The 17,613-nt window shown below is 60.7% G+C and carries 20 protein-coding genes; 16 read left to right on the forward strand and 4 right to left on the reverse strand.

All coding sequences use genetic code 11. From position 1 onward, the window contains the following. Positions 1–2 precede the first annotated feature (2 nt). From HPT29_RS27805 to HPT29_RS27820, 4 genes are all read left to right on the forward strand, one after another. The gene (locus HPT29_RS27805) at positions 3–992 is read left to right on the forward strand and encodes an NADP-dependent oxidoreductase (RefSeq protein WP_432807343.1); all 990 of its coding nucleotides are present in this window, start codon (positions 3–5) and stop codon (positions 990–992) included. A gap of 87 nt (positions 993–1,079) precedes the next feature. Beyond that, entirely contained in the window at positions 1,080–1,853 is a 774-nt protein-coding gene (locus HPT29_RS27810; protein WP_173949753.1) for an HD domain-containing protein, read from the forward strand. 214 nt (positions 1,854–2,067) lie between these two features. Beyond that, positions 2,068–2,787 (forward strand): SDR family oxidoreductase, encoded by a 720-nt coding sequence (locus HPT29_RS27815; protein ID WP_173949834.1) that lies wholly within the window; start codon positions 2,068–2,070, stop codon positions 2,785–2,787. A 266-nt stretch (positions 2,788–3,053) separates the two neighbouring features. Continuing rightward, complete coding sequence (locus tag HPT29_RS27820) at positions 3,054–3,422, forward strand: hypothetical protein (RefSeq protein ID WP_173949752.1); 369 nt, start codon at positions 3,054–3,056, stop codon at positions 3,420–3,422. A 62-nt stretch (positions 3,423–3,484) separates the two neighbouring features. Here the strand turns inward: HPT29_RS27820 and HPT29_RS27825 are convergent, their stop codons facing one another. Both HPT29_RS27825 and sigJ read right to left on the reverse strand, forming a co-directional pair. Beyond that, a complete protein-coding gene (locus tag HPT29_RS27825) occupies positions 3,485–3,940 on the reverse strand; it encodes a nuclear transport factor 2 family protein (RefSeq protein ID WP_173949751.1) in 456 nt (151 codons plus the stop codon). 329 nt (positions 3,941–4,269) lie between these two features. Beyond that, entirely contained in the window at positions 4,270–5,169 is a 900-nt protein-coding gene (sigJ, locus tag HPT29_RS27830; RefSeq protein ID WP_173949750.1) for an RNA polymerase sigma factor SigJ, read from the reverse strand. A gap of 208 nt (positions 5,170–5,377) precedes the next feature. Here sigJ and HPT29_RS27835 point away from each other — a divergent pair, with 208 nt between their 5' ends. After that, the gene (locus tag HPT29_RS27835; RefSeq protein ID WP_173949749.1) at positions 5,378–5,833 is read left to right on the forward strand and encodes a carboxymuconolactone decarboxylase family protein; all 456 of its coding nucleotides are present in this window, start codon (positions 5,378–5,380) and stop codon (positions 5,831–5,833) included. Between the two features lie 552 nt (positions 5,834–6,385). Here the strand turns inward: HPT29_RS27835 and HPT29_RS27840 are convergent. Continuing rightward, on the reverse strand, positions 6,386–7,252 hold the full coding sequence (locus HPT29_RS27840) for a LysR family transcriptional regulator (protein ID WP_173949833.1): 867 nt from the start codon (positions 7,250–7,252) through the stop codon (positions 6,386–6,388). A 108-nt stretch (positions 7,253–7,360) separates the two neighbouring features. Here HPT29_RS27840 and HPT29_RS27845 point away from each other — a divergent pair, with 108 nt between their 5' ends. The 4 genes from HPT29_RS27845 (at position 7,361) to HPT29_RS27860 (ending at position 10,641) form a co-directional block, all read left to right on the forward strand. Next, positions 7,361–8,365, forward strand: a complete 1,005-nt coding sequence (locus HPT29_RS27845; protein WP_173949748.1) for a zinc-dependent alcohol dehydrogenase family protein — start codon at positions 7,361–7,363, stop codon at positions 8,363–8,365. Between the two features lie 340 nt (positions 8,366–8,705). Next, complete coding sequence (locus HPT29_RS27850) at positions 8,706–9,092, forward strand: DUF302 domain-containing protein (protein WP_210272377.1); 387 nt, start codon at positions 8,706–8,708, stop codon at positions 9,090–9,092. 31 nt (positions 9,093–9,123) lie between these two features. Further along, on the forward strand, positions 9,124–9,423 hold the full coding sequence (locus HPT29_RS27855; RefSeq protein ID WP_173949832.1) for a tautomerase family protein: 300 nt from the start codon (positions 9,124–9,126) through the stop codon (positions 9,421–9,423). Between the two features lie 555 nt (positions 9,424–9,978). Next, on the forward strand, positions 9,979–10,641 hold the full coding sequence (locus HPT29_RS27860) for an AraC family transcriptional regulator (RefSeq protein WP_173949746.1): 663 nt from the start codon (positions 9,979–9,981) through the stop codon (positions 10,639–10,641). Between the two features lie 139 nt (positions 10,642–10,780). Here HPT29_RS27860 and HPT29_RS27865 read toward each other — a convergent pair whose 3' ends face one another. Beyond that, positions 10,781–11,680, reverse strand: a complete 900-nt coding sequence (locus tag HPT29_RS27865) for a LysR family transcriptional regulator (protein ID WP_173949745.1) — start codon at positions 11,678–11,680, stop codon at positions 10,781–10,783. Between the two features lie 126 nt (positions 11,681–11,806). Between HPT29_RS27865 and HPT29_RS27870 the strand changes: the two genes are divergently transcribed. From HPT29_RS27870 to HPT29_RS27900, 7 genes are all read left to right on the forward strand, one after another. Then, on the forward strand, positions 11,807–12,721 hold the full coding sequence (locus tag HPT29_RS27870; RefSeq protein WP_173949744.1) for an SDR family NAD(P)-dependent oxidoreductase: 915 nt from the start codon (positions 11,807–11,809) through the stop codon (positions 12,719–12,721). A gap of 60 nt (positions 12,722–12,781) precedes the next feature. Next, a complete protein-coding gene (locus HPT29_RS27875) occupies positions 12,782–13,633 on the forward strand; it encodes an NAD(P)-dependent oxidoreductase (RefSeq protein WP_173949743.1) in 852 nt (283 codons plus the stop codon). A gap of 106 nt (positions 13,634–13,739) precedes the next feature. Further along, a complete protein-coding gene (locus tag HPT29_RS27880; RefSeq protein WP_173949742.1) occupies positions 13,740–13,952 on the forward strand; it encodes a response regulator in 213 nt (70 codons plus the stop codon). A 176-nt stretch (positions 13,953–14,128) separates the two neighbouring features. Next, positions 14,129–14,707 carry a TetR/AcrR family transcriptional regulator gene (locus HPT29_RS27885; protein ID WP_173949741.1) on the forward strand — a complete coding sequence of 193 codons (579 nt, stop codon included), beginning with the start codon at positions 14,129–14,131 and terminating at the stop codon, positions 14,705–14,707. Positions 14,708–14,841: 134 nt separating this feature from the next. Beyond that, a complete protein-coding gene (locus HPT29_RS27890) occupies positions 14,842–15,390 on the forward strand; it encodes a nuclear transport factor 2 family protein (protein WP_173949740.1) in 549 nt (182 codons plus the stop codon). Beyond that, positions 15,387–16,493 (forward strand): Gfo/Idh/MocA family protein, encoded by a 1,107-nt coding sequence (locus HPT29_RS27895; RefSeq protein WP_173949739.1) that lies wholly within the window; start codon positions 15,387–15,389, stop codon positions 16,491–16,493. Before HPT29_RS27890 ends, HPT29_RS27895 begins: the two co-directional genes overlap by 4 nt. Before the next feature lies 1 nt (position 16,494). Then, positions 16,495–17,508: a zinc-dependent alcohol dehydrogenase family protein gene (locus HPT29_RS27900; protein WP_173949738.1), complete on the forward strand. Its 1,014-nt coding sequence runs from the start codon at positions 16,495–16,497 to the stop codon at positions 17,506–17,508. The last annotated feature ends 105 nt before the right edge of the window (positions 17,509–17,613 follow it).

Below are 17,613 nucleotides of genomic sequence, written 5' to 3' on the forward strand. Positions count from 1 at the left end.
AGATGACCACCGATAGCATTGCCCACGAAGCCGTTCCGGACCAAGCCCATGCATCGATGATGGCATGGCGTGTGCATGAGTTCGGCCCCCCGCAAACCATGACATTCGAGTCCGTTCCACGTCCGAATCCCGGCCCCGGTGAAGTTCTTGTCAAGGTCCGTGCGGCCAGCGTCGGCCCATGGGACGGGTGGATTCGGTCTGGCAACAGCGCCTTGCCGCAGCCGCTGCCTCTGACGCTCGGCTCCGACCTAGCTGGGGACATCGAGGCTGTCGGACCCGACGTGACCGACCTTCGCGTCGGGGATCAGGTTTATGGCGTCACGAACCCGCGGTTCATCGGGGCCTACGCTGAATACGCTGTCGCCTCGGCGGCAATGATCGCACCTAAGCCAACCTCACTCAGCCACATCGAAGCGGCCTCGGTTCCCGTCATCGCCGTGACGGCCTGGCAGGGGCTGTTCGATCAGGCGCAACTCACGGCTGGCCAGACCGTGCTCATTCATGGGGCTGCTGGCAATGTCGGTTCGTACGCGGTCCAACTCGCCCGGCAAGCCGGCCTTCGGACCATAGCGACGGCTGCTGCAGATGATCTCACCTATGTGCGCGAGCTCGGAGCAGACACGGTGGTTGACTACAAGAGCGAGCCTTTCGAGGATGTGGCCCGGGATGTGGATGCCGTCCTTGATCTGGTCGGCGGTGACACGCAAACGCGCTCGTTCCAGGTCCTGCGTCGCGGCGGCAAGCTGATCTCGGCCGTCTCCCAACCCGACCAGGAGCTTGCGAAGAGCCTCGGTGTGGACGCAACCTTCTTTCTGGTCGATGTGACGACCAGGCACCTGACGGAGATCGCAGGCCTGATCGACAGCGGCGCATTGAGAACGCGGGTTGGTGCCGTCCTTCCTTTTGCGGATGCACGTGAGGCCCACCTGATGCTGGAAGGCATACGGCGTCCGCCCAAAGGAAAAATCGTTCTCGCAGTGACCACCAAGTAGATGATCTCCGCGGGCGCTTCACGACGGGACCTGACAGGTGATCCGGCCCTGTATGGGCATACTCGGTTTAGCGATAGGAGGAAGACCATGAAGATTCGTCCCATCTTCACTGCTACTTGCGCGGCTCTCGCCATCGTGATCGCTGCGGTCGTTTCGGTGCCAGACGGTTGGGCCGAGACGCCCGCGCGTCAATCCGATCAACCAGCGCTCGACGCCAACGACGGGATTTCTGGAATAAGGATTCCCGACAGCCCATTGGCGCGCGACGCAGCTAAACTTATCCGCGATACCGAGGGCGATCTTCTGTTTCAGCACTCCACGCGCGTCTATTACTGGGCTGCCCTGGCAGGAAAGCGCAAGGGCTTGGATTTTGATCCGGAGCTTCTCTACGTTGCGGCCATGTTCCATGATTTCGGGCTGACGGCAGGTTACGGGGAAAGCCACTCGCGCTTCGAGGTGGATGGCGCCAACGCCGCCCGTGATTTTCTCCGCAACCACGGCGTTTCGGAAGCCGATAGCCAGAGAATCTGGTTTGCGATCGCGCTGCATACGACAAATGGAATTTCCACGCACCTGTTCCCCATCGCCGCACTCCTCGCCGAAGGTGCCAACATGGACCTTGTGGGCGCCGGCTATGACGACTTCACCGCCACCGAGCGGAACGCCGTTGAGGCCGCTTATCCGCATCCGCCACAATTCGCGGACGACTTTTTGCAAGCCGTTTACGACGGTCTCAAGCATCGTCCCGAGACGGCTCAAGGCACCGGCCTGGCCGATGTCATGGCCTATAAAGATCCTACTTTCCGCCGCAGAGACTTCAGCCTCCTGATGCGCAACTCGCACTGGGCTACCGGAAAATGACTGGGGTAAACCACGAACCGCCGGCCTGATGCCTTCGGTTATGTGTACCGGCACAGAAATTGCTCTGGCTCCACCAGGGCAAGGCGAGCTTTGAAGATGCTCGACCTGCCGCCGTTAGCCAAAGCGGAAAGCCGGCTCGTGCCGGCGGTTCGTCTAAAATTGGAATTTTGGGACAGGTCAATTGCGGCCGCCCTTGTTCATGAAGGACAACACCATGACAAAACGGACATTTCTCGTCACCGGCGCCAGCAAGGGCATTGGCCGCGCGCTCTCAACGCGGCTCTCCGATGCGGGACATCATGTGGTCGGCATTGCCCGTGGCCAGGATCCAAGCTTTCCCGGCACGCTTGTGTCCGTCGACCTTGATGACAGCAAGGCCTCAGCGGAAGCCTTCGCCGATCTCGCTCAGCGCCACTCCTTCGATGGCGTCGTCAACAATGTTGGCCTCGTGCGGCTGCATCGCGTCGGCGAAATCAATCTCAAAGACGTGGATGACATAATGCGCGTCAACCTGCACCCGACGATTCAGACGGTGCAGGCGATCCTGCCGACCTTGCGGGCGAAGGGCTGGGGTCGCATTGTCAACATTTCCAGCCTAACCGTCGTAGGCGTTGCGCAGCGCAGCGCCTATGCGGCCGCCAAGGCCGCGATCAACAGCCTTACGCGTACCTGGGCGCTGGAAATGGCCGAGACCGGCATCACCATCAACGCGGTGGCACCTGGCCCGGTGGAAACCGCGTTGTTCCGTCAGAACACGCCCGTCGGAAGTGAGGCTGAGCGGGGTTTCCTTTCGCTAATCCCGATGCGGCGCCTCGGCAAGCCGGAAGAGATTGCCGCGGCAGTTGCCTTCCTGCTCTCGGAAGAGGCTGGTTATATCACCGGGCAGACCCTATTCGTCGATGGCGGTGGATCGATCGGAAGGGTAGCTACGTGAACTGAAGCAACAGGGTGGCAAGGAACTATGTTTCCATCGCTCGCCGTGGCAGCACGGATGCTAGGACTAGGATGCGGAGTAGGTCCGCTCCTAGCACGGAGCTGAAGTAAGCGGAATGTCTGCTGGGGCAGGGGAAAACAGACGTTCCTGAAGCATTCGCAATTTCTTCGGACAACCCTGAGCTGACCTTGGCAGCTCCAAATTCACTTACTTTCCCCCCGATGCCGTTGATGACATCATGTGTGTGCCTCTTCCTGGAGGGCCACATGCCCGAGCTTGACGAAGCGGAATGGCCGCCACACTTGGATGCGCTGGCCGCAGCCCCGGCCAATCATCGCCTTCTCTTCGAGGACGAGGCTGTGCGGGTGTTGGAGGTCACCGTCGAGCCTGGCGAGCGCGAGAACCTGCATCACCACCGCTGGCCGAGCATCATGGTCGTGCTGGCTCGACCGAACTATCGAAACTTCGACGCAGACGGGAACGAGATCCCTCCATCGGGCGGAACCCCGACCAATCCGTCGCTGCCACGGGCTCTGCGCCTGCCCCCGCAGCGGCTACACGCCATTGAGGTCGCCGCTGACGCACCACATGGCTTCCGGGGCATTCGGATCGAGTTCAAGACGCCCGAGGCGTAAAGGTGGTCTGGGCGTCCCATAAAGCGTCCTCTCGGACTCACGTGTCCGCGCAGCAAGCCAGATCACTGCATCGGCACCGGAACCGGCAGAACACTCGATATCTTCCAGCCTCCAGGCGTTTTGACCAGGAGCTGGTTCATGAGGAAGCGGGCGGGCTGGGCCGTCTGACCGGCAGGAGCGATCATAAAGGTGATCGGGACGTAGAGTTGGGCTACTCCCGGCTGGATCTCGAACACCTTGAGCTCGTCCGTCTTGGGATCGAGAGACCATGTGCCTTGATAGAGTGCTTCGAACCGCTTGAGAGCCGCTTCACGGCCCCAGATCGGCGCTCCCCGGGTGATCCAGAGAAACTGGGGGCTGTCGAGCAGCATGTCGCCTACGGCCTTCAGGTCATGGGCGTTCTGAGCGGCAACGAACTTGCTGAACTGTGCCTTTACCTCATCTTCGGTTCCGGCCTGAGCGGAACCAGCGAAGATCATGAGAACTGCCGCGAGTGTGGCGAGTGAACCTGTCCACATAGGGGTCTCCTCCGACGCCAGCCCCACAACGCACTTTTCACCTGATTGAAGACATTCATCAGACCATGACGGGTACATTGGTATCATACCCCAAAGACGCCTGACCTGGATTGGGTAGATACCATAGATGGCCCTTCGCGAGATTGAGAGGGAACCCGGGAGGTCCGAAACTGTGTAGAGTTTCGGACGCCGGCCCCAGTGCATCCGGCTGCGCCTGTGATGGCCGGCATCCGAAACCCTTCACATTAGTGGACGTCCGACCGTGAACCAGCAACGTGTGCCGCCTGTCGAACGGTTATCCGCGTTGCCGCAGTCACTCAGACAGCTCATCAGGCTGGTGGTATCGGCGAGATGCGTTTTGGAGAGTCCACTTCTGCCGCCAGGTGAGCCAGCTTGTCCGGGTTCTTGACGATGTAGATCGCGGCGATCCCGTCCTCGCGGATGTCGAGCGCGGTGGTCTGAAGCACGCCACCTCCATCGAGGCCGACGTAGCCTGGTAGGCCGTCGATGGTGACGACACGAAGCAGCGTCGGCGGCACGGCAACCTTGCGCCGCTGCCCGGCAAAAAGGCGCAGGGCCCGCTCGACGCCCTGGATGACATTGCGGAAGGCAAGGACCTTACCGCCGCCATCGGTATGGATCTCGACATTCCTTGCCAGCAGCACTGATAACGCCGCCACGTCCCCGTCGCGCGCCGCGGCGAAGAAGGCACGGGTGATCCGGTCCGCATCCGCGGGCTCGACGTCAAAGCGGGGACGTGCGGCCTGCACGTGCTTGCGGGCGCGCGCCGCGAGCTGACGAACCGCGGCCGGCTCGCGGCCGAGGGTGATGGCCACTTCAGTCAGCGGAACGTCGAAGACGTCATGAAGAAGGAAAGCGGCCCGCTCCAGAGGCGACAGACGCTCGAGGGCCAGCATCAACGTGACCGTGACGTCGTCGGCGACCGTCTCGTCCGGCTCCGCGGAACCCACGAGAGGATCTGGCAGCCAGGGTCCGACGTAGGTTTCCCGCCGCACCCGCGCGGAGCGGCGTCGGTCGAGGCACAGGCGTGTGACGATGCGGGTGAGATAGGCGGGAGGCGAAGCGATGCCGCCCTCCACCCCGACCCACCGCAGCCATGCGTCCTGCACGATGTCCTCCGCCTCGGTGAGCGAGCCCGTCATCCGATAGGCCAGGTGTGTCAGGCGCCTGCGCTCCGCCTCGAATGCGGTGGTCCGCTGATCGTCCATCGCCCCCATCCGCCCCGTTTCCCCGCCGATCATATCCGCCTTCCCGTCGCTCGCGCATCCTGACCCCGAGGATAAGACGATCGGACGTGCCCGGATGTGACATCGGCCGCTTCGAGCGGACATGCTGAGTGGCATGTCACATCCTGACCGCTTGGCCCGTCATGGCTTCGAACGTCGATCTCCGGCGTTCCGAACAGAGAGATGTGTCATGAGCGAGAACAAACGGCTGGTCTGGAACGAGGTGGCGCCGCAGGGTGCGAAGGCCCTTTTCGGCATCCACCACTACATTACCACGGGCACCGACCTGCCCCACGAACTGATCCATCTCGTCTTCCTGCGGGTTTCGCAGATCAACGGCTGCGCGCACTGCATCGACCAGCACACCCGGGACCTCCTGGACACGATGCCGTTCGAGAAGGTCGCCCTCGTTCCGGTCTGGGCCGAGGTGCCCCACCTGTTTCCCGACAACTACCGTGCCGCGCTCGCGTGGGCGGAGGAGGTCACGCTCGTCAGCGAGACGCACGCCTCCGACGAGGCCTATGCGGCCGCAAGCGCGGCTTTTGCGCCCAAGGATCTCGTGGACCTCACGATCACGATTGCGGCCATGAACGCGTTCAACCGGCTGGGCGCGCCCTTTCGGCTCCCGGTCAAGGCCAAGGCCTGATCCGCTTCTTCGCATCGTCACGGAACGGCCCCGGCGCCGTTCCGCTTCCACCATTCAGGATCCAACCCATGGCTGTGAGCGTCGGGCTGCGAGACACTGGCCCAATGCTTCAGTCCACACCACACCCGGCTACACAGACGGGACCAGCGCCCGCTGCGAGGCCGCTCAGACTCGAAAGCCGACAGGCCGCATTCCCCGCTGAAGCGGACGCTCCCATAGAGCAGGGGATTGGCATAGAATGACCCGATGCATACCTCCAAAGATTCAAACAGCGAGCTGGATCCAGACCCAGAGCGCTTACCACCAATGTGAAAGGTTACTGGCATCTGCCGGTCGCGCGGTCTCTGCCCAACTGACCTCCGTTTCTGGATGCTTCCAATCCTTCATCTTAAGCCGGCCAGGGTTCAGAAGTGTGTCCTGCGTAGGAGAGCCGTCCGGGGGCAGCCCTTGTCCGATGTTTAGCGCCTTGATTGTGCTGCCACAGAGCAGCCTGCCATCCATCCAGAAGGGCCTGTCTCTAGCCCAGCTCACCACCCGGCTTTGGTTGAGGCACTAAACCCTAGTGCTCGTGTCCGCCAATCTCTCGATAACGAGATCGAGGAGCGCCCTGAGACGCGCTAACCGTCTCATGTCCCTGTGATAGCCAACCCAGGTGTCGCGGTCGGGCGGATCCTCGCCTAGGTCGATCCGTTCCACCCCCGAAAGCGTATCGCCCAATGGTCGCGGCAGAACGGCAACTCCAGCCCCTTGGGCGCACATCCGCCCTTGCACGTCCCTGTTGTTGCTCCGTGACACGACGTGAGCATTGGGAAGAATTCGCTTTAACCAGACAGCATCCGGCAGGGTCGCCAGGGCTGTATCCATGGTGATCAGCGGCGTGCCGATCCCGTTGCCAGGACGCGGGTGCTCCAAACCCGATTTGATGTAAACGCCATAAGGAATGCGCAGGAGGCGGCGGGAGATAACATCCGGGTCGTCGAATGGCCGAATCCGGAACACCATGTCGGCCTCGCGCCGCGGCAAGCTAAAATGCTGTGCGCTAGTGACCAGCTCGACCACGACCCGCGGGTGCAAGCCAACGAACTCGGCCAGGATGGGGGTCAGCATATGGGTTCCGAACCAGTCCGAAGACGAGAGGCGGATGGCTCCTTCGAGTTGCCGGTCCTGACCGGAAAGCTGGCGCTGGATGGCCAGCACCTCTTCCTCGATCCGCTCAGCGTGGGAAAGCATTGCGCTACCCTCATCGGTCAGGATGAAGCCTTCGCCTGTGCGTTGAAAAAGCGTGTGGCCGACATCCTGCTCCAGCGCACGCAGACGTCTGCCCATCGTCGGCTGGCTCTGCCCGAGTTTACGCGCCGCAGCCCCGAGCGTGCCTTCGCGGGCGATCGCAAGAAAGATGCGTAGGTCACTCCACTCCACCAGCAATCCCTTGGTCATTCATTTTTGAATGGAATTCGTGCATCATTGTCGATTTTCAAACAAGAACATTGCGCCCACCTTGTGGCCAGAGATCAAAAGGAGCAGATCATGTCCACAGCAAACGTGATGACGGCCGCGGTTCTCGACGCCCACGACGCTTCGTTCCGTGTTGGAGCCGTCGCTCGTCCAGAACCCGGAGCCGGCCAAGTTCTCGTTCGGATCCTGGCAAGCGGTGTCAATCCGCTTGATACCAAAATACACGCGGGCCAGGCGGCGCACGCCCGCCACCCACTGCCGGCGATACTTGGGATTGACCTAGCCGGGGTTGTCGAGGCGGTCGGCCCCGGTGTCAGCGGATTCCGAAGGGGTGACGAAGTTTATGGCATGACCGGTGGCGTCGGCGGTCATCAAGGGTCACTTGCGGAATTCGCGGCGGTTGATGCAGATCTGCTGGCGCCCAAGCCTGCGAACCTGACTATGCGGGAAGCCGCATCATTGCCGTTGATCTTCATCACTGCCTGGGAAGGGCTCGTCGACCGAGCCAACGTGCAGGCTGGGCAGAAGGTTCTGATTCAGGGAGGCGCTGGCGGCGTTGGGCACATCGCGATCCAGATTGCCCGCGCCCGCGGTGCCGAGGTGTACGCAACGGACTCCGGCGCCAACAGTCCCTATATCGAGCAACTCGGGGCGATCCCGATCAACTATAGTGCGATGTCCGTTGACGATTACGTCGCCACATACACCAACGGGAAAGGCTTCGATATTATTTTGGATACCGTGGGCGGTTCCACGCTGGATGCATCGTTCCAAGCGATCCGCCGGTTCGGACATGTGGTGAGCATTCTGGGATGGGGCACGCATTCCCTAGCTCCGCTGTCCTTCCGCGCGGCAACTTACTCCGGCGTGTTCACATTGCTGCCTCTGCTAACTGGCGAAGGCAGGGATCATCACGGAGAGATCATGCGCCAGGCGACGCAGTTGGCTGAAGCAGGCAAGCTTATCCCTCGCGTCGATCAACGCCACTTCACTCTGGAAACTGTGGGTGAAGCCTATCAGGCCATTCGAGATCGCGACGCAAGCGGCAAACTGATCGTCAACATCGCAGACAAGTGACTTCGGAATCCTATCGCTACGGATCTGAAAGGCCGCCGTCTGGCGGCCTTTCTAGTTCTTCAGTACCGACGAGGCGTTGTCGGGTGAGCGGCTGTGGCTCCCGTCGTGCAAATCTGCAAAATCAATGCGTTGCAGCAAGACACCCACGGCTGAGCCTGCGAGCATGCCGGTATCGCAGGTCGACGGATCTCTCGAGGCACCTCAGGGGCTCAGTCCAGCATCGTGGATTGGGAGTGATCCGCTGCCTCGAACAGCATTTTCGGTGGTCGGCACCAGGTCCCTGACTATTGCTGTTGTGTTGAACTTCTCTTCGATCGGCGGAGCCTCTGCGGAGGATACAGTGAGACTCGAAAGCCCCTACTCATTCGCCGATACTCTGACCGGGTTGAAATCGACCCTCGAGGGCAAGGGCTTCAGGATATTTGCGACGATCGACCACCGTGCGGCCGCCCGCTCGGTGGGGCTGGGTCTGCCTCCAATGACAGTGGTCGTTTATGGCAACCCCAAAGGAGGAACTCCGCTGATGCTCGCAGCGCCCGATTTTGCCCTTGAGCTTCCCCTCCGGGTTTTGGTTCGAGAGGACCAGCAAGGGAGAGTCTACGTGACCTACAATGCCTCCACCACGCTGGAAGGCAAGCATGGCCTTCCGGGAGGTATGGCCCAACGGCTCGCATCGGCAGAAGCTGTGATCTCCGATGCTCTTGCCGTGCCACCCGGACAGAATTGAACAGGCAACACCCAAAGCAAGGATGGACATTATGCCTTTCGTGAATGTGAAGCTCGTCGAAGGCGTCTTCTCGACCGAGGAAAAACATGAGATGGCCAAGGCTCTGACCGACGTGATGGTCCGCTTTGAGGGATCGGAGGCCTTCCGTGAAGTGGTGTGGGTCCTGATTGAAGAGTTGCACCCGGATGGCTGGCACATCGGCGGCCGGCCCTTCGAGGGCCCAAAGTCGCTCATGGACTCGTTAGGGCGGTCAAAAAGCATCGTCGAGTCGATCGATGGCCACCCGACCACTCGTGCCGAGTTCACCAAGGCAGCACCCGTGCGCATCTAACCTGCTCCCGTGGGAGCAGCCTTCCATCCAGCAGCATTACGTTGGAAAAAGTCCACCGCAGCTATTGGCCTTTTGCAACGCCTCTGTTCGAGGCTATACGGCCGACTATGCCAAGCCCGCTCCCGGTTCCTCACTGAACATAATGTCTATGTGCTCGAGGCCTACACTCTGGGCCTCCTGCGCATTGTGCCAAAGGACGCTAGGCTCTCCAGAGCGCCTGCCGGAGATCTACATGCCTCGTCTTAGCGATTTCATCGCTGGGTAGCACTGAGTCACGCAAGAAGTCCGCCCCAGGAGGCAACGGTCAACGTCATCCGCGTTGTGCTGCGTCGTGTCGGCACGCTCATGTACCGGTCAGTTCGATCCGGCCTCGAATTCCTGTGGCTCTAAACTGCATGCTTTCATGACCCATTCATCATGACCGATACCTAGGTATAAGGCCGATTGCGCCTATTGCTAAGCGGTGCGTCCTCCAGAGTAACAGATCGACCCCTTTATCGGAGCTAACGTCAGGTCATCGGGGATATGCCGATCCGCTACGAAGGAGACGTTGCGATGCTTGTGAGTCAGCGCGCACACACCGAGGTCCTTTCAGTTAAACGTGATGGGCCTCAAAGGTCGGAACCACTCCTGCCGGATGCGGGACTGCCGATTGCCGGAACCATGACGGAGCGACTTACCCGGCAACTGACGCTCGCCCTTGAACAGGCCGATGTGTCGGATCTCGCGCTGAGGGCGATCCTCACTGATGCGATTCAGATGCTGCTTGGGCTTCCAGAGAACCGACCTGGTGACAATGCTGCGCATCCGTCACCATGCCTTAGCGGGCAAGGGCTCGTAAAGTGGCGTTTCGGTCGCGTGGAGCGGTATATTCGCGAGCACTTGCACAGGAACATCACCCTTCCGGAACTCGCCTTGGCCGCCGGCCTGAGCCGGATGCATTTCGCCAAGCAGTTCAAGGTTGCTATGGGCTTGCGCCCGCACGAGTACGTGCTTGGCAAGAGGATCGAGTTGGCCAAATCTCTTATGCTCAATCCGGACGTTCCGCTCGTCGACGTCGCCATGAGTGCCGGGTTCCAGAGCCAATCCCACTTCACGACCGTCTTCAGGCGGCTCGTGGGTGAGACGCCTCACAGATGGCGTTGCAGAAGAACAGAGGTTTCGAAGAGCGCCGTACCCGATGGCGTGCTTCCGTTCAGCAGCCGGGCGCACCCGTGAGAATTGCAGCGTACTTAGCCGGCCGGATGAAGCCTTGCCTCCATACTATGAGGGTGGCGCCGGCGCGGAATCCCACGGGGGCGGGTTTCGCCGGTACTTACTAGCCTCTGCAACCTCCGGCTCAAAGGTAGAGGACCTGTCATCGGCGTGAGGCAGCCTCCCTGATGATCCCGATGAACGCCCGCAAGCCCGCAGGCACGTGCCGGTGGCCTGAATAGTAGAGCGAAAGGCCTGGGAACGGCTGAGTCCAGTCCTCAAGAACCCGGATCAGCCGCCCCGACGAAATCTCATGGGACACCGACCATTCGTTGACATAGGCCAGCCCTGCGCCTTCCAGGGCGGCTTCGATCCAAAGCTCGTAGTGGTCGAGGGTGAGCGGCCCTTTTATGTCAACCACCATCTGTTCGCCCCGCTTCTCGAACTCCCACTTGAGCATCGCACCGCTCGGCAGGCGCCCGCGGATGCATTCGTGCGCCACGAGATCGCCAGGCGTTTTCGGGCGTGCGCGGCTGTTGAAGTAGGCCGGCGACCCAACCACGGCATACCGCTGCTCCGGTCCACAGGGAATCGCGATCATATCCTGCGGCACCGCTTCAGTCAGACGGATCCCGGCATCAAAACCCTCGGCGACGATATCGACCAGACGGCCCTGGGTCACGAGGTCGACCTGCATTTGCGGGTAGCGCCGCATGAACTCGAGCACGATTGGGGTCAGGATCTGCCGGGCGGCTCCTTCCGACATATTGAGCCGCAGGGTGCCGGCTGGGCTATCCCTGAACACATTGGTTGCGTCGATAGCCTCCGCGATCTCGCGCAGCGCCGGCCTGACCTTGGCCAGGAACTGTTCACCGGCTTCCGTGAGCGACACACTCCGGGTCGTGCGGTTGAACAGCCGGACACCCATCCGCTGCTCCAACGCTGCAATGGCGTGGCTCAGAGCCGACGGCGACATCCCGAGCTCAGTTGCGGCAGCCCGAAAGCTGCGATGGGAGGCGACAGCCACAACGGCATTCAGTTCGACCAGACCAGTACGGGGCATTGTTCGATTTCCTGCATCGCCTCATGCGAATTTATACGGCTTATCTCAGGAATGGCAGAGATTTACCTACGCATGAGACTTCGGTTGATCAGACATCCCGGAGTTCACCACGCAAAGGAATGAACGATGAACCTCATTACAACACCTTTTGGATTCGGCTCGACCGCTGCTGAGGTCGTGGCCGATGTTGACCTGACGGGGAAGCGCATTGTTGTGACGGGTGCCTCCTCCGGCATCGGGATCGAGACCGCACGAGCCTTGGCTGGAGCCGGAGCCGAGGTCACTCTGGGTGTGCGAAACCTCGAAGCGGGCGAGAAAACGGCTGCCGAGATCCGGTCATCGACGAGCAACCCTGCCGTTTGGGTCCGGCGTCTCGATTTGTCCGATCAAGGGAGTCTTCAGACATTCGCGGCCAACTGGGAGGGCCCCCTGCACATCCTGGTGAACAATGCCGGCATCATGGCTCTACCTACCCTGGAGCGCACCCCTGAAGGCTGGGAGATGCAGTTCGCCACTAACTTCCTTGGTCACTTCGCGCTCGCCATCGGTTTGCACCGGGCGCTCGCGGCGGCGAATGGCGCCCGCATCGTGTCGGTCAGCTCGAGCGGAAACTTGATCGCCCCGGTGATCTTCGATGACCTTCATTTCGATTTTCTGCCCTATGACCCACTCGTGGCCTATGGGCAGTCCAAATCCGCCTGCGCCCTCCTGGCCGTGGAGGCGACGCGGCGCTGGGCCAATGACGGAATCGTGTCCAATGCGCTGAACCCTGGCGCAATCGCCACCAACCTCCAGAAGCACACGGGCGGTCTGAAGACGCCTCCCGAGCGCCGGAAAACGCCCCAGCAAGGTGCCGCTACGTCAGTGCTGTTGGCGGCATCTCCGCTGCTGGAGGGAGTCGGCGGGTGCTACTTCGAGGATTGCAACGAGGCCACCACCGTTTCGAAACGTCCCTCCGATTGGATGGGGGTCGCACATTACGCGCTCGACCCAGCCAATGCGGAGCGCCTGTGGAACATCTCTCTGGGGCTGATCTCCTGACGCGAAAGGCTGGCGCCGTTCGAGCCGGTGGAACTTACTCGATCGAGAAGGACACATGAGATGAAACCCAATCTGAACATTGGATTTATTGGCCTTGGTGACCAGGGTGGACCTATGGCTCGAGCCATAGGCGAGTCCGGGCTCAAGCTGCACGTCTGGGCTCGCCGGGCCCAGTCTCTGAAGACGGTCGCTGGCGTTCCGCATACAGCCCACGCTAGCCTCACGACGCTTGCGGAGGTCAGCGACATTGTCGGTCTGTGCCTCAGGGATGACAGTGACCTCTGGGACATTCTTGAACGCCAGGGACTACTGATGGCGCTGAAGCCGGGGACGATCGTGATCAACTTTGGTACCGGCGATCCGGACGAGAACCGACGCATCGCCTCCTATTTGGACGAAGTCCGGGTCATGTTCCTCGACGCACCCGTCAGCGGCGGTCGTCCGGGAGCGGTGGCACGCACCCTGACCGCCTTTGTTGGCGGCGATGCGGCAGCATTCGAACACTGCAAACCCATGTTTCGCACCTTTTCGACACAAGCTGTGCACATGGGTGGCTCGGGCTCTGGGCAGGTCGCGAAGCTTCTGAACAATGCATTGACAATGACTAACCTCAAAAATGCTGTCGACGTGTTTGGTTTTGCGGACAAGTTGGGGCTGAACACCGCACGTTTGTTCGACGCAGTTTCGGTCAGCAGTGGGTCGAGCGCGGTCTTGAGAGCCTTAGGAACCGCCATTACACCGGAAATTGCGCCGCACCTCCAAGATCTGATGAGAAAGGACATCGAGCATTTCGCCGATGCCATGGTGACCAGGGGGCTCGATCCAAGCGAGGTGGTAGAACGGGGATTAAATGGGGCAAACGGATTGCTCGATCTTGTTCAGCGGGTCACAGCGGGCCGGCCGAATGCCTAACGGGTCCAAGCAGTCATCGCGTCGTGCGATCACGAAGCAATCGGGCGGTTTGGCAAGACAGCCCCCGCACTAACGGCGCACCTTCCTGGTCATGGAGGACAGGAGAATGGCTGTGGGTGACGCAATCAACACATGCTACACCGCCGCTGACGAGACAGTCGGGGCTGCATGGGTGCGAGAACGCATCCTTATTATCGATGCAAATCTGGCCGATCGGGAAAGGCTCACACGAGAGTTCAGGGCAGCCGGCTACGATGTGGCCGCAGTCAGGACAAGCGAGCAAGCCCTTCTCCTCCTGAGGAACTGGCTGTCGTGTTGATCGGCTCAGCAGCTCTGATCGATCGCCGCGGGCGCGACAGTCTTGACGAAGACGCACCGGACAGGTCGACCTCGTCCGGGAAGCGCTCAGGGGAAGCGACGGCCCACATCTTTAAGTCTGCAGGAGTTGAAAACTAATTCTGGACAGATTGATCTAGTATGTCTATATCACCTCTCATGGCTAGGCATAAAGGATTTGATCGCGACGCGGCCCTGCGGGCCGCTATTGCGGTCTTTGCCGATCACGGCTTCGAAGGGACGTCGACGGAGGATCTCCTGCGCTCCATGGGGATCAGCCGACAAAGTCTCTACGACACCTTCGGCGACAAGAGGAATCTCTACCTCGAGGCTTTGCGGCAGTACAATTCGAATAATGTATCAGATCTCATTCGTACCCTGAACACGGCACCGTCGCCTTTGAGGGGGATTGAGGCTGCGCTCCTTCAGTTTGCAACCGCGCCCGAGTTTAATGGAGCGATGGGCTGCATGGGTGTGAGCGCCATCTGTGAGTTTGGCCGATCCGACGAGGAGATCACAGCAGTAACCGATGCGATGGGACGCACACTGATAGGAGCGCTTGAGCGGCGGCTGACCGACGCCCAGGCTATGGGTGAGATTGGCTCGGACCTTGATGTGCCCGCGGCTGCCCAATTCATCGGTTCAACCCTTTCAGGGATGAAGGTCAGCGCGAGGGCTGGCGCCTCCACCGACGTCCTGCGCAACATTGCTCGTATGGCTCTTCGGAGCCTGAAGTAGCCCGCACCGAGCGTGGAAGGCATGGAACCGGGTTTTGTCCCTAATTATAGACTGAACTGTCTAAAATAAGGGGCAAATCTGAAAACAAGAGTCAGAGTTTGGCCCATCCGGCTAAGCAGATCAAAGGAGGCATCATGCCACCACTCTACTCAACGGCACATCTGCTGATCCGGACGCAGATCGAAGATTTACTAAAGCGCTACACGCGGGCCGTCGACCGGATCGATGAAGCGGCGCTTCGGAGCTGCTTTCACCCAGGGGCAACGATGCATGCGGCTGGATCGGAAACGACAGCCGACAGCTTTTGTGACGTGGTCGTGGGCATGCTCCAGGAACTCGAGCTTACGCACCACCAGATTGGCAATATCCAGATCGACTTCGACAATCATGCCTCCGGCGACGGCACGGTTGCGTTTGGCGAGACGTATTTCACGGCCATCCATAGGATTGGCCCGGCAGGGTGGTCGCCGTTCCCCCAGGCTAAACCTGGCGAAGATCTCATGATGCGCGGCCGCTACGTCGACCGCGTTGAAGATCGAGGTGGCCACTGGGCTATCGCCCACCGGACCATTGTCGTCGACTGGGCACGTTTCGATCCGCCTGACGATCGCGGCATCGTGGAGAATTCCCGTGGCCGCCGCGACTATTCCGGTCCCGTCTATCATCCAAGGAAATCCGCATGAGCAAGAACATAATCGGTGTTGGCGTGATTGGCGCAAGCACTCTCAATCCCGGCTGGGCCATGGCCTCGCACATCCCGGCGATCCGGGCGCTCCCGGACTTCGAACTGCGGGCTGTCAGTACAAGCAGCAAAGCCTCTGCCGAAGCAACAGCGCAAGACCTCGGTGTGCCGGCCTTCGATAATCCTGAGGCACTCATCCACCGTCCCAAGGTTGACTTGGTGGTGGTCGCCGTAAAGGTTCCTCACCATCATGAGCTGACCGTCGCCGCGCTCAACGCCGGCAAGATGGTGTTCACCGAGTGGCCACTGGGCCGAACTCTGGAGGAGGCCGAAGACCTTGCCGCCCGGGCCCAAAAGGCGGGCGTGCGGACGGTGATCGGACTGCAAGCCCGATTTGCTCCAGCAGTGCAGTATGCACGTGACCTGATCGCACAGGGCTACCTTGGTGATATCCTGGCGACGAACCTCATTGGCACAGGCATGATCTGGGGAGATCAGATCCCCCGGTCCTTCGCTTATACCCTTGATTCAGACCAGGGTGCCGGGGTGCTGCCGGTCCCAATGCTGCATGCCCTCGAGGCGGTAACCTTCGTTCTGGGCAACTTCGTCAGTGTCGATGCTGCCGCGGCGGTACGCCGGCCGACTGTTCGCATCACCGAAGAAGACCGCTCGGTGCACGCTACTGCCTTTGATCACATCGCTCTCAGTGGTGCCTTGCAGAATGGCGCCATCGTGTCCGTTCTGTACCGTGGAGCTCCGTCACGCGGTGATAATCTGCGTTGGGAGATCAACGGCACCAAGGGTGATCTTGTCCTGACAGCCGCCAACGGGAACTTTCAGGTTGCCGATCTGAAGCTCCAAGGCGCGTGGAACGACCAGACAGATGTTGGTCCGCTCGAGTTGCCTGAAACATTTGCCGCGGCTCCCGGCGGCCTGTCCGGCGATTTTGGCGCCAACACGCTGCGGGAATATGCAGCGCTCTCTCGCGATCTCCGGGACGGCACAAGAGTAGTTCCCGATTTTGCTTACGCAGTGCAGCGTCACAAACTGCTTGATGCCATCCATGAAGCGGCTCGGACCGGCAGTCGGCAAAAGGTGGCGTGACATGGCACAGCGCATGAAACGGTGGGAGTTGAGCACACCCGGTATCGAGGCCCTGCGTCTTGTCGAGGCGGAACGTCCTTCGCAAGGCGTGGGTGATGTACTTCTGCGAACGCAGGCCGTCTCGCTGAATTATCGCGATGGCGCCATCATTGAAGGCGCCATGGGGTCACCATGGAATGGCGCCTTGGTTCCCGGCTCTGAAATGGCGGGTGAGGTCGTCGCACTCGGTGAGGGCGTGACACGGTTTGCTGTCGGTGACAGAGTGATCATCAGCGACAATGTTGGCTGGATCGATGGGCCCAAGCCACCGGACGATGCCAATCACGAAGCCGTTCTGGGGCGGTTGGCTGAGTATGCGGTTGCCCCAGAAGCGCAACTGGTCAGAGCGCCGGTGTCCCTCGATGCGGTAGCGGCAAGCACCCTTTCGGTCGCAGGCTTGACGGCTTGGTTTGCGGTCGTCGAGTTAGGCGCTGTTCGGGCCGGCCAAACGCTGGTGGTCCAAGGCACCGGAGCTGTCTCGCTGTTCGCCATCCAGTTTGCCGTTGCTCATGGCGCTCAGGTGATTGTCACCTCGAGCAGCAACAGCAAGCTCCAAAGGGCAATAGCCCTCGGAGCCAGTGATGGCATCAACCGCGTGGATCATCCGGAGTGGCAACACCGCGTGCTGGAAATGACGGGCAGGCGCGGGGCCGACCACATCCTCGAAATGGTCGGAGGCGATAATGTCGCCCGTTCGTTGGAAGCGCTTTCGATTGGCGGCCGGGTGTCAATCATCGGTCTCCTGGGAGACACAACCCTGCATGCCCCAATCCTTCCGCTGCTGTTTAAGCGGGCCACGCTGGCGGCGATCGCGGTAGGGCATCGACGTGCGCTGGAAGACATGGTCCGCGCGATTGATCATCTCCGCATCAAGCCCGTCGTCGACCAGGTCTATGATTTCCACAGTGCCCCCGAGGCCTTTGCGCATCTTCGCCGCGGCCCCTTCGGAAAAGTGGTGATCAGGGTGGCGGACTGAAGGCTTTCCCGGGAAAGCGGATCCGCAGCGCCTTCCAACAACACGGCACGGCAAAGCAGGCCCCTGCTTCCACGGAAAGGGAGCGGTTTTTCCTGCGCTGTCTTC

The organism is Microvirga terrae (assembly GCF_013307435.2).
GTDB lineage: Bacteria > Pseudomonadota > Alphaproteobacteria > Rhizobiales > Beijerinckiaceae > Microvirga > Microvirga terrae.

Bases quoted from the DNA above. Each gene is read 5' to 3' on its own strand.
- HPT29_RS27805 (WP_432807343.1), top strand. From the start codon at position 3: ATGACCACCGATAGCATTGCCCACGAAGCCGTTCCGGACCAAGCCCAT.
- HPT29_RS27810 (WP_173949753.1), top strand. From the start codon at position 1,080: ATGAAGATTCGTCCCATCTTCACTGCTACTTGCGCGGCTCTCGCCATC.
- HPT29_RS27890 (WP_173949740.1), top strand. From the start codon at position 14,842: ATGCCACCACTCTACTCAACGGCACATCTGCTGATCCGGACGCAGATC.
- HPT29_RS27825 (WP_173949751.1), bottom strand. From the start codon at position 3,940: ATGTGGACAGGTTCACTCGCCACACTCGCGGCAGTTCTCATGATCTTC.
- HPT29_RS27835 (WP_173949749.1), top strand. From the start codon at position 5,378: ATGAGCGAGAACAAACGGCTGGTCTGGAACGAGGTGGCGCCGCAGGGT.
- HPT29_RS27815 (WP_173949834.1), top strand. From the start codon at position 2,068: ATGACAAAACGGACATTTCTCGTCACCGGCGCCAGCAAGGGCATTGGC.
- HPT29_RS27880 (WP_173949742.1), top strand. From the start codon at position 13,740: ATGGCTGTGGGTGACGCAATCAACACATGCTACACCGCCGCTGACGAG.
- HPT29_RS27900 (WP_173949738.1), top strand. From the start codon at position 16,495: ATGGCACAGCGCATGAAACGGTGGGAGTTGAGCACACCCGGTATCGAG.
- HPT29_RS27895 (WP_173949739.1), top strand. From the start codon at position 15,387: ATGAGCAAGAACATAATCGGTGTTGGCGTGATTGGCGCAAGCACTCTC.
- HPT29_RS27820 (WP_173949752.1), top strand. From the start codon at position 3,054: ATGCCCGAGCTTGACGAAGCGGAATGGCCGCCACACTTGGATGCGCTG.
- HPT29_RS27865 (WP_173949745.1), bottom strand. From the start codon at position 11,680: ATGCCCCGTACTGGTCTGGTCGAACTGAATGCCGTTGTGGCTGTCGCC.
- HPT29_RS27860 (WP_173949746.1), top strand. From the start codon at position 9,979: ATGCTTGTGAGTCAGCGCGCACACACCGAGGTCCTTTCAGTTAAACGT.
- HPT29_RS27885 (WP_173949741.1), top strand. From the start codon at position 14,129: ATGGCTAGGCATAAAGGATTTGATCGCGACGCGGCCCTGCGGGCCGCT.
- sigJ (WP_173949750.1), bottom strand. From the start codon at position 5,169: ATGGACGATCAGCGGACCACCGCATTCGAGGCGGAGCGCAGGCGCCTG.
- HPT29_RS27845 (WP_173949748.1), top strand. From the start codon at position 7,361: ATGTCCACAGCAAACGTGATGACGGCCGCGGTTCTCGACGCCCACGAC.
- HPT29_RS27875 (WP_173949743.1), top strand. From the start codon at position 12,782: ATGAAACCCAATCTGAACATTGGATTTATTGGCCTTGGTGACCAGGGT.
- HPT29_RS27855 (WP_173949832.1), top strand. From the start codon at position 9,124: ATGCCTTTCGTGAATGTGAAGCTCGTCGAAGGCGTCTTCTCGACCGAG.
- HPT29_RS27870 (WP_173949744.1), top strand. From the start codon at position 11,807: ATGAACCTCATTACAACACCTTTTGGATTCGGCTCGACCGCTGCTGAG.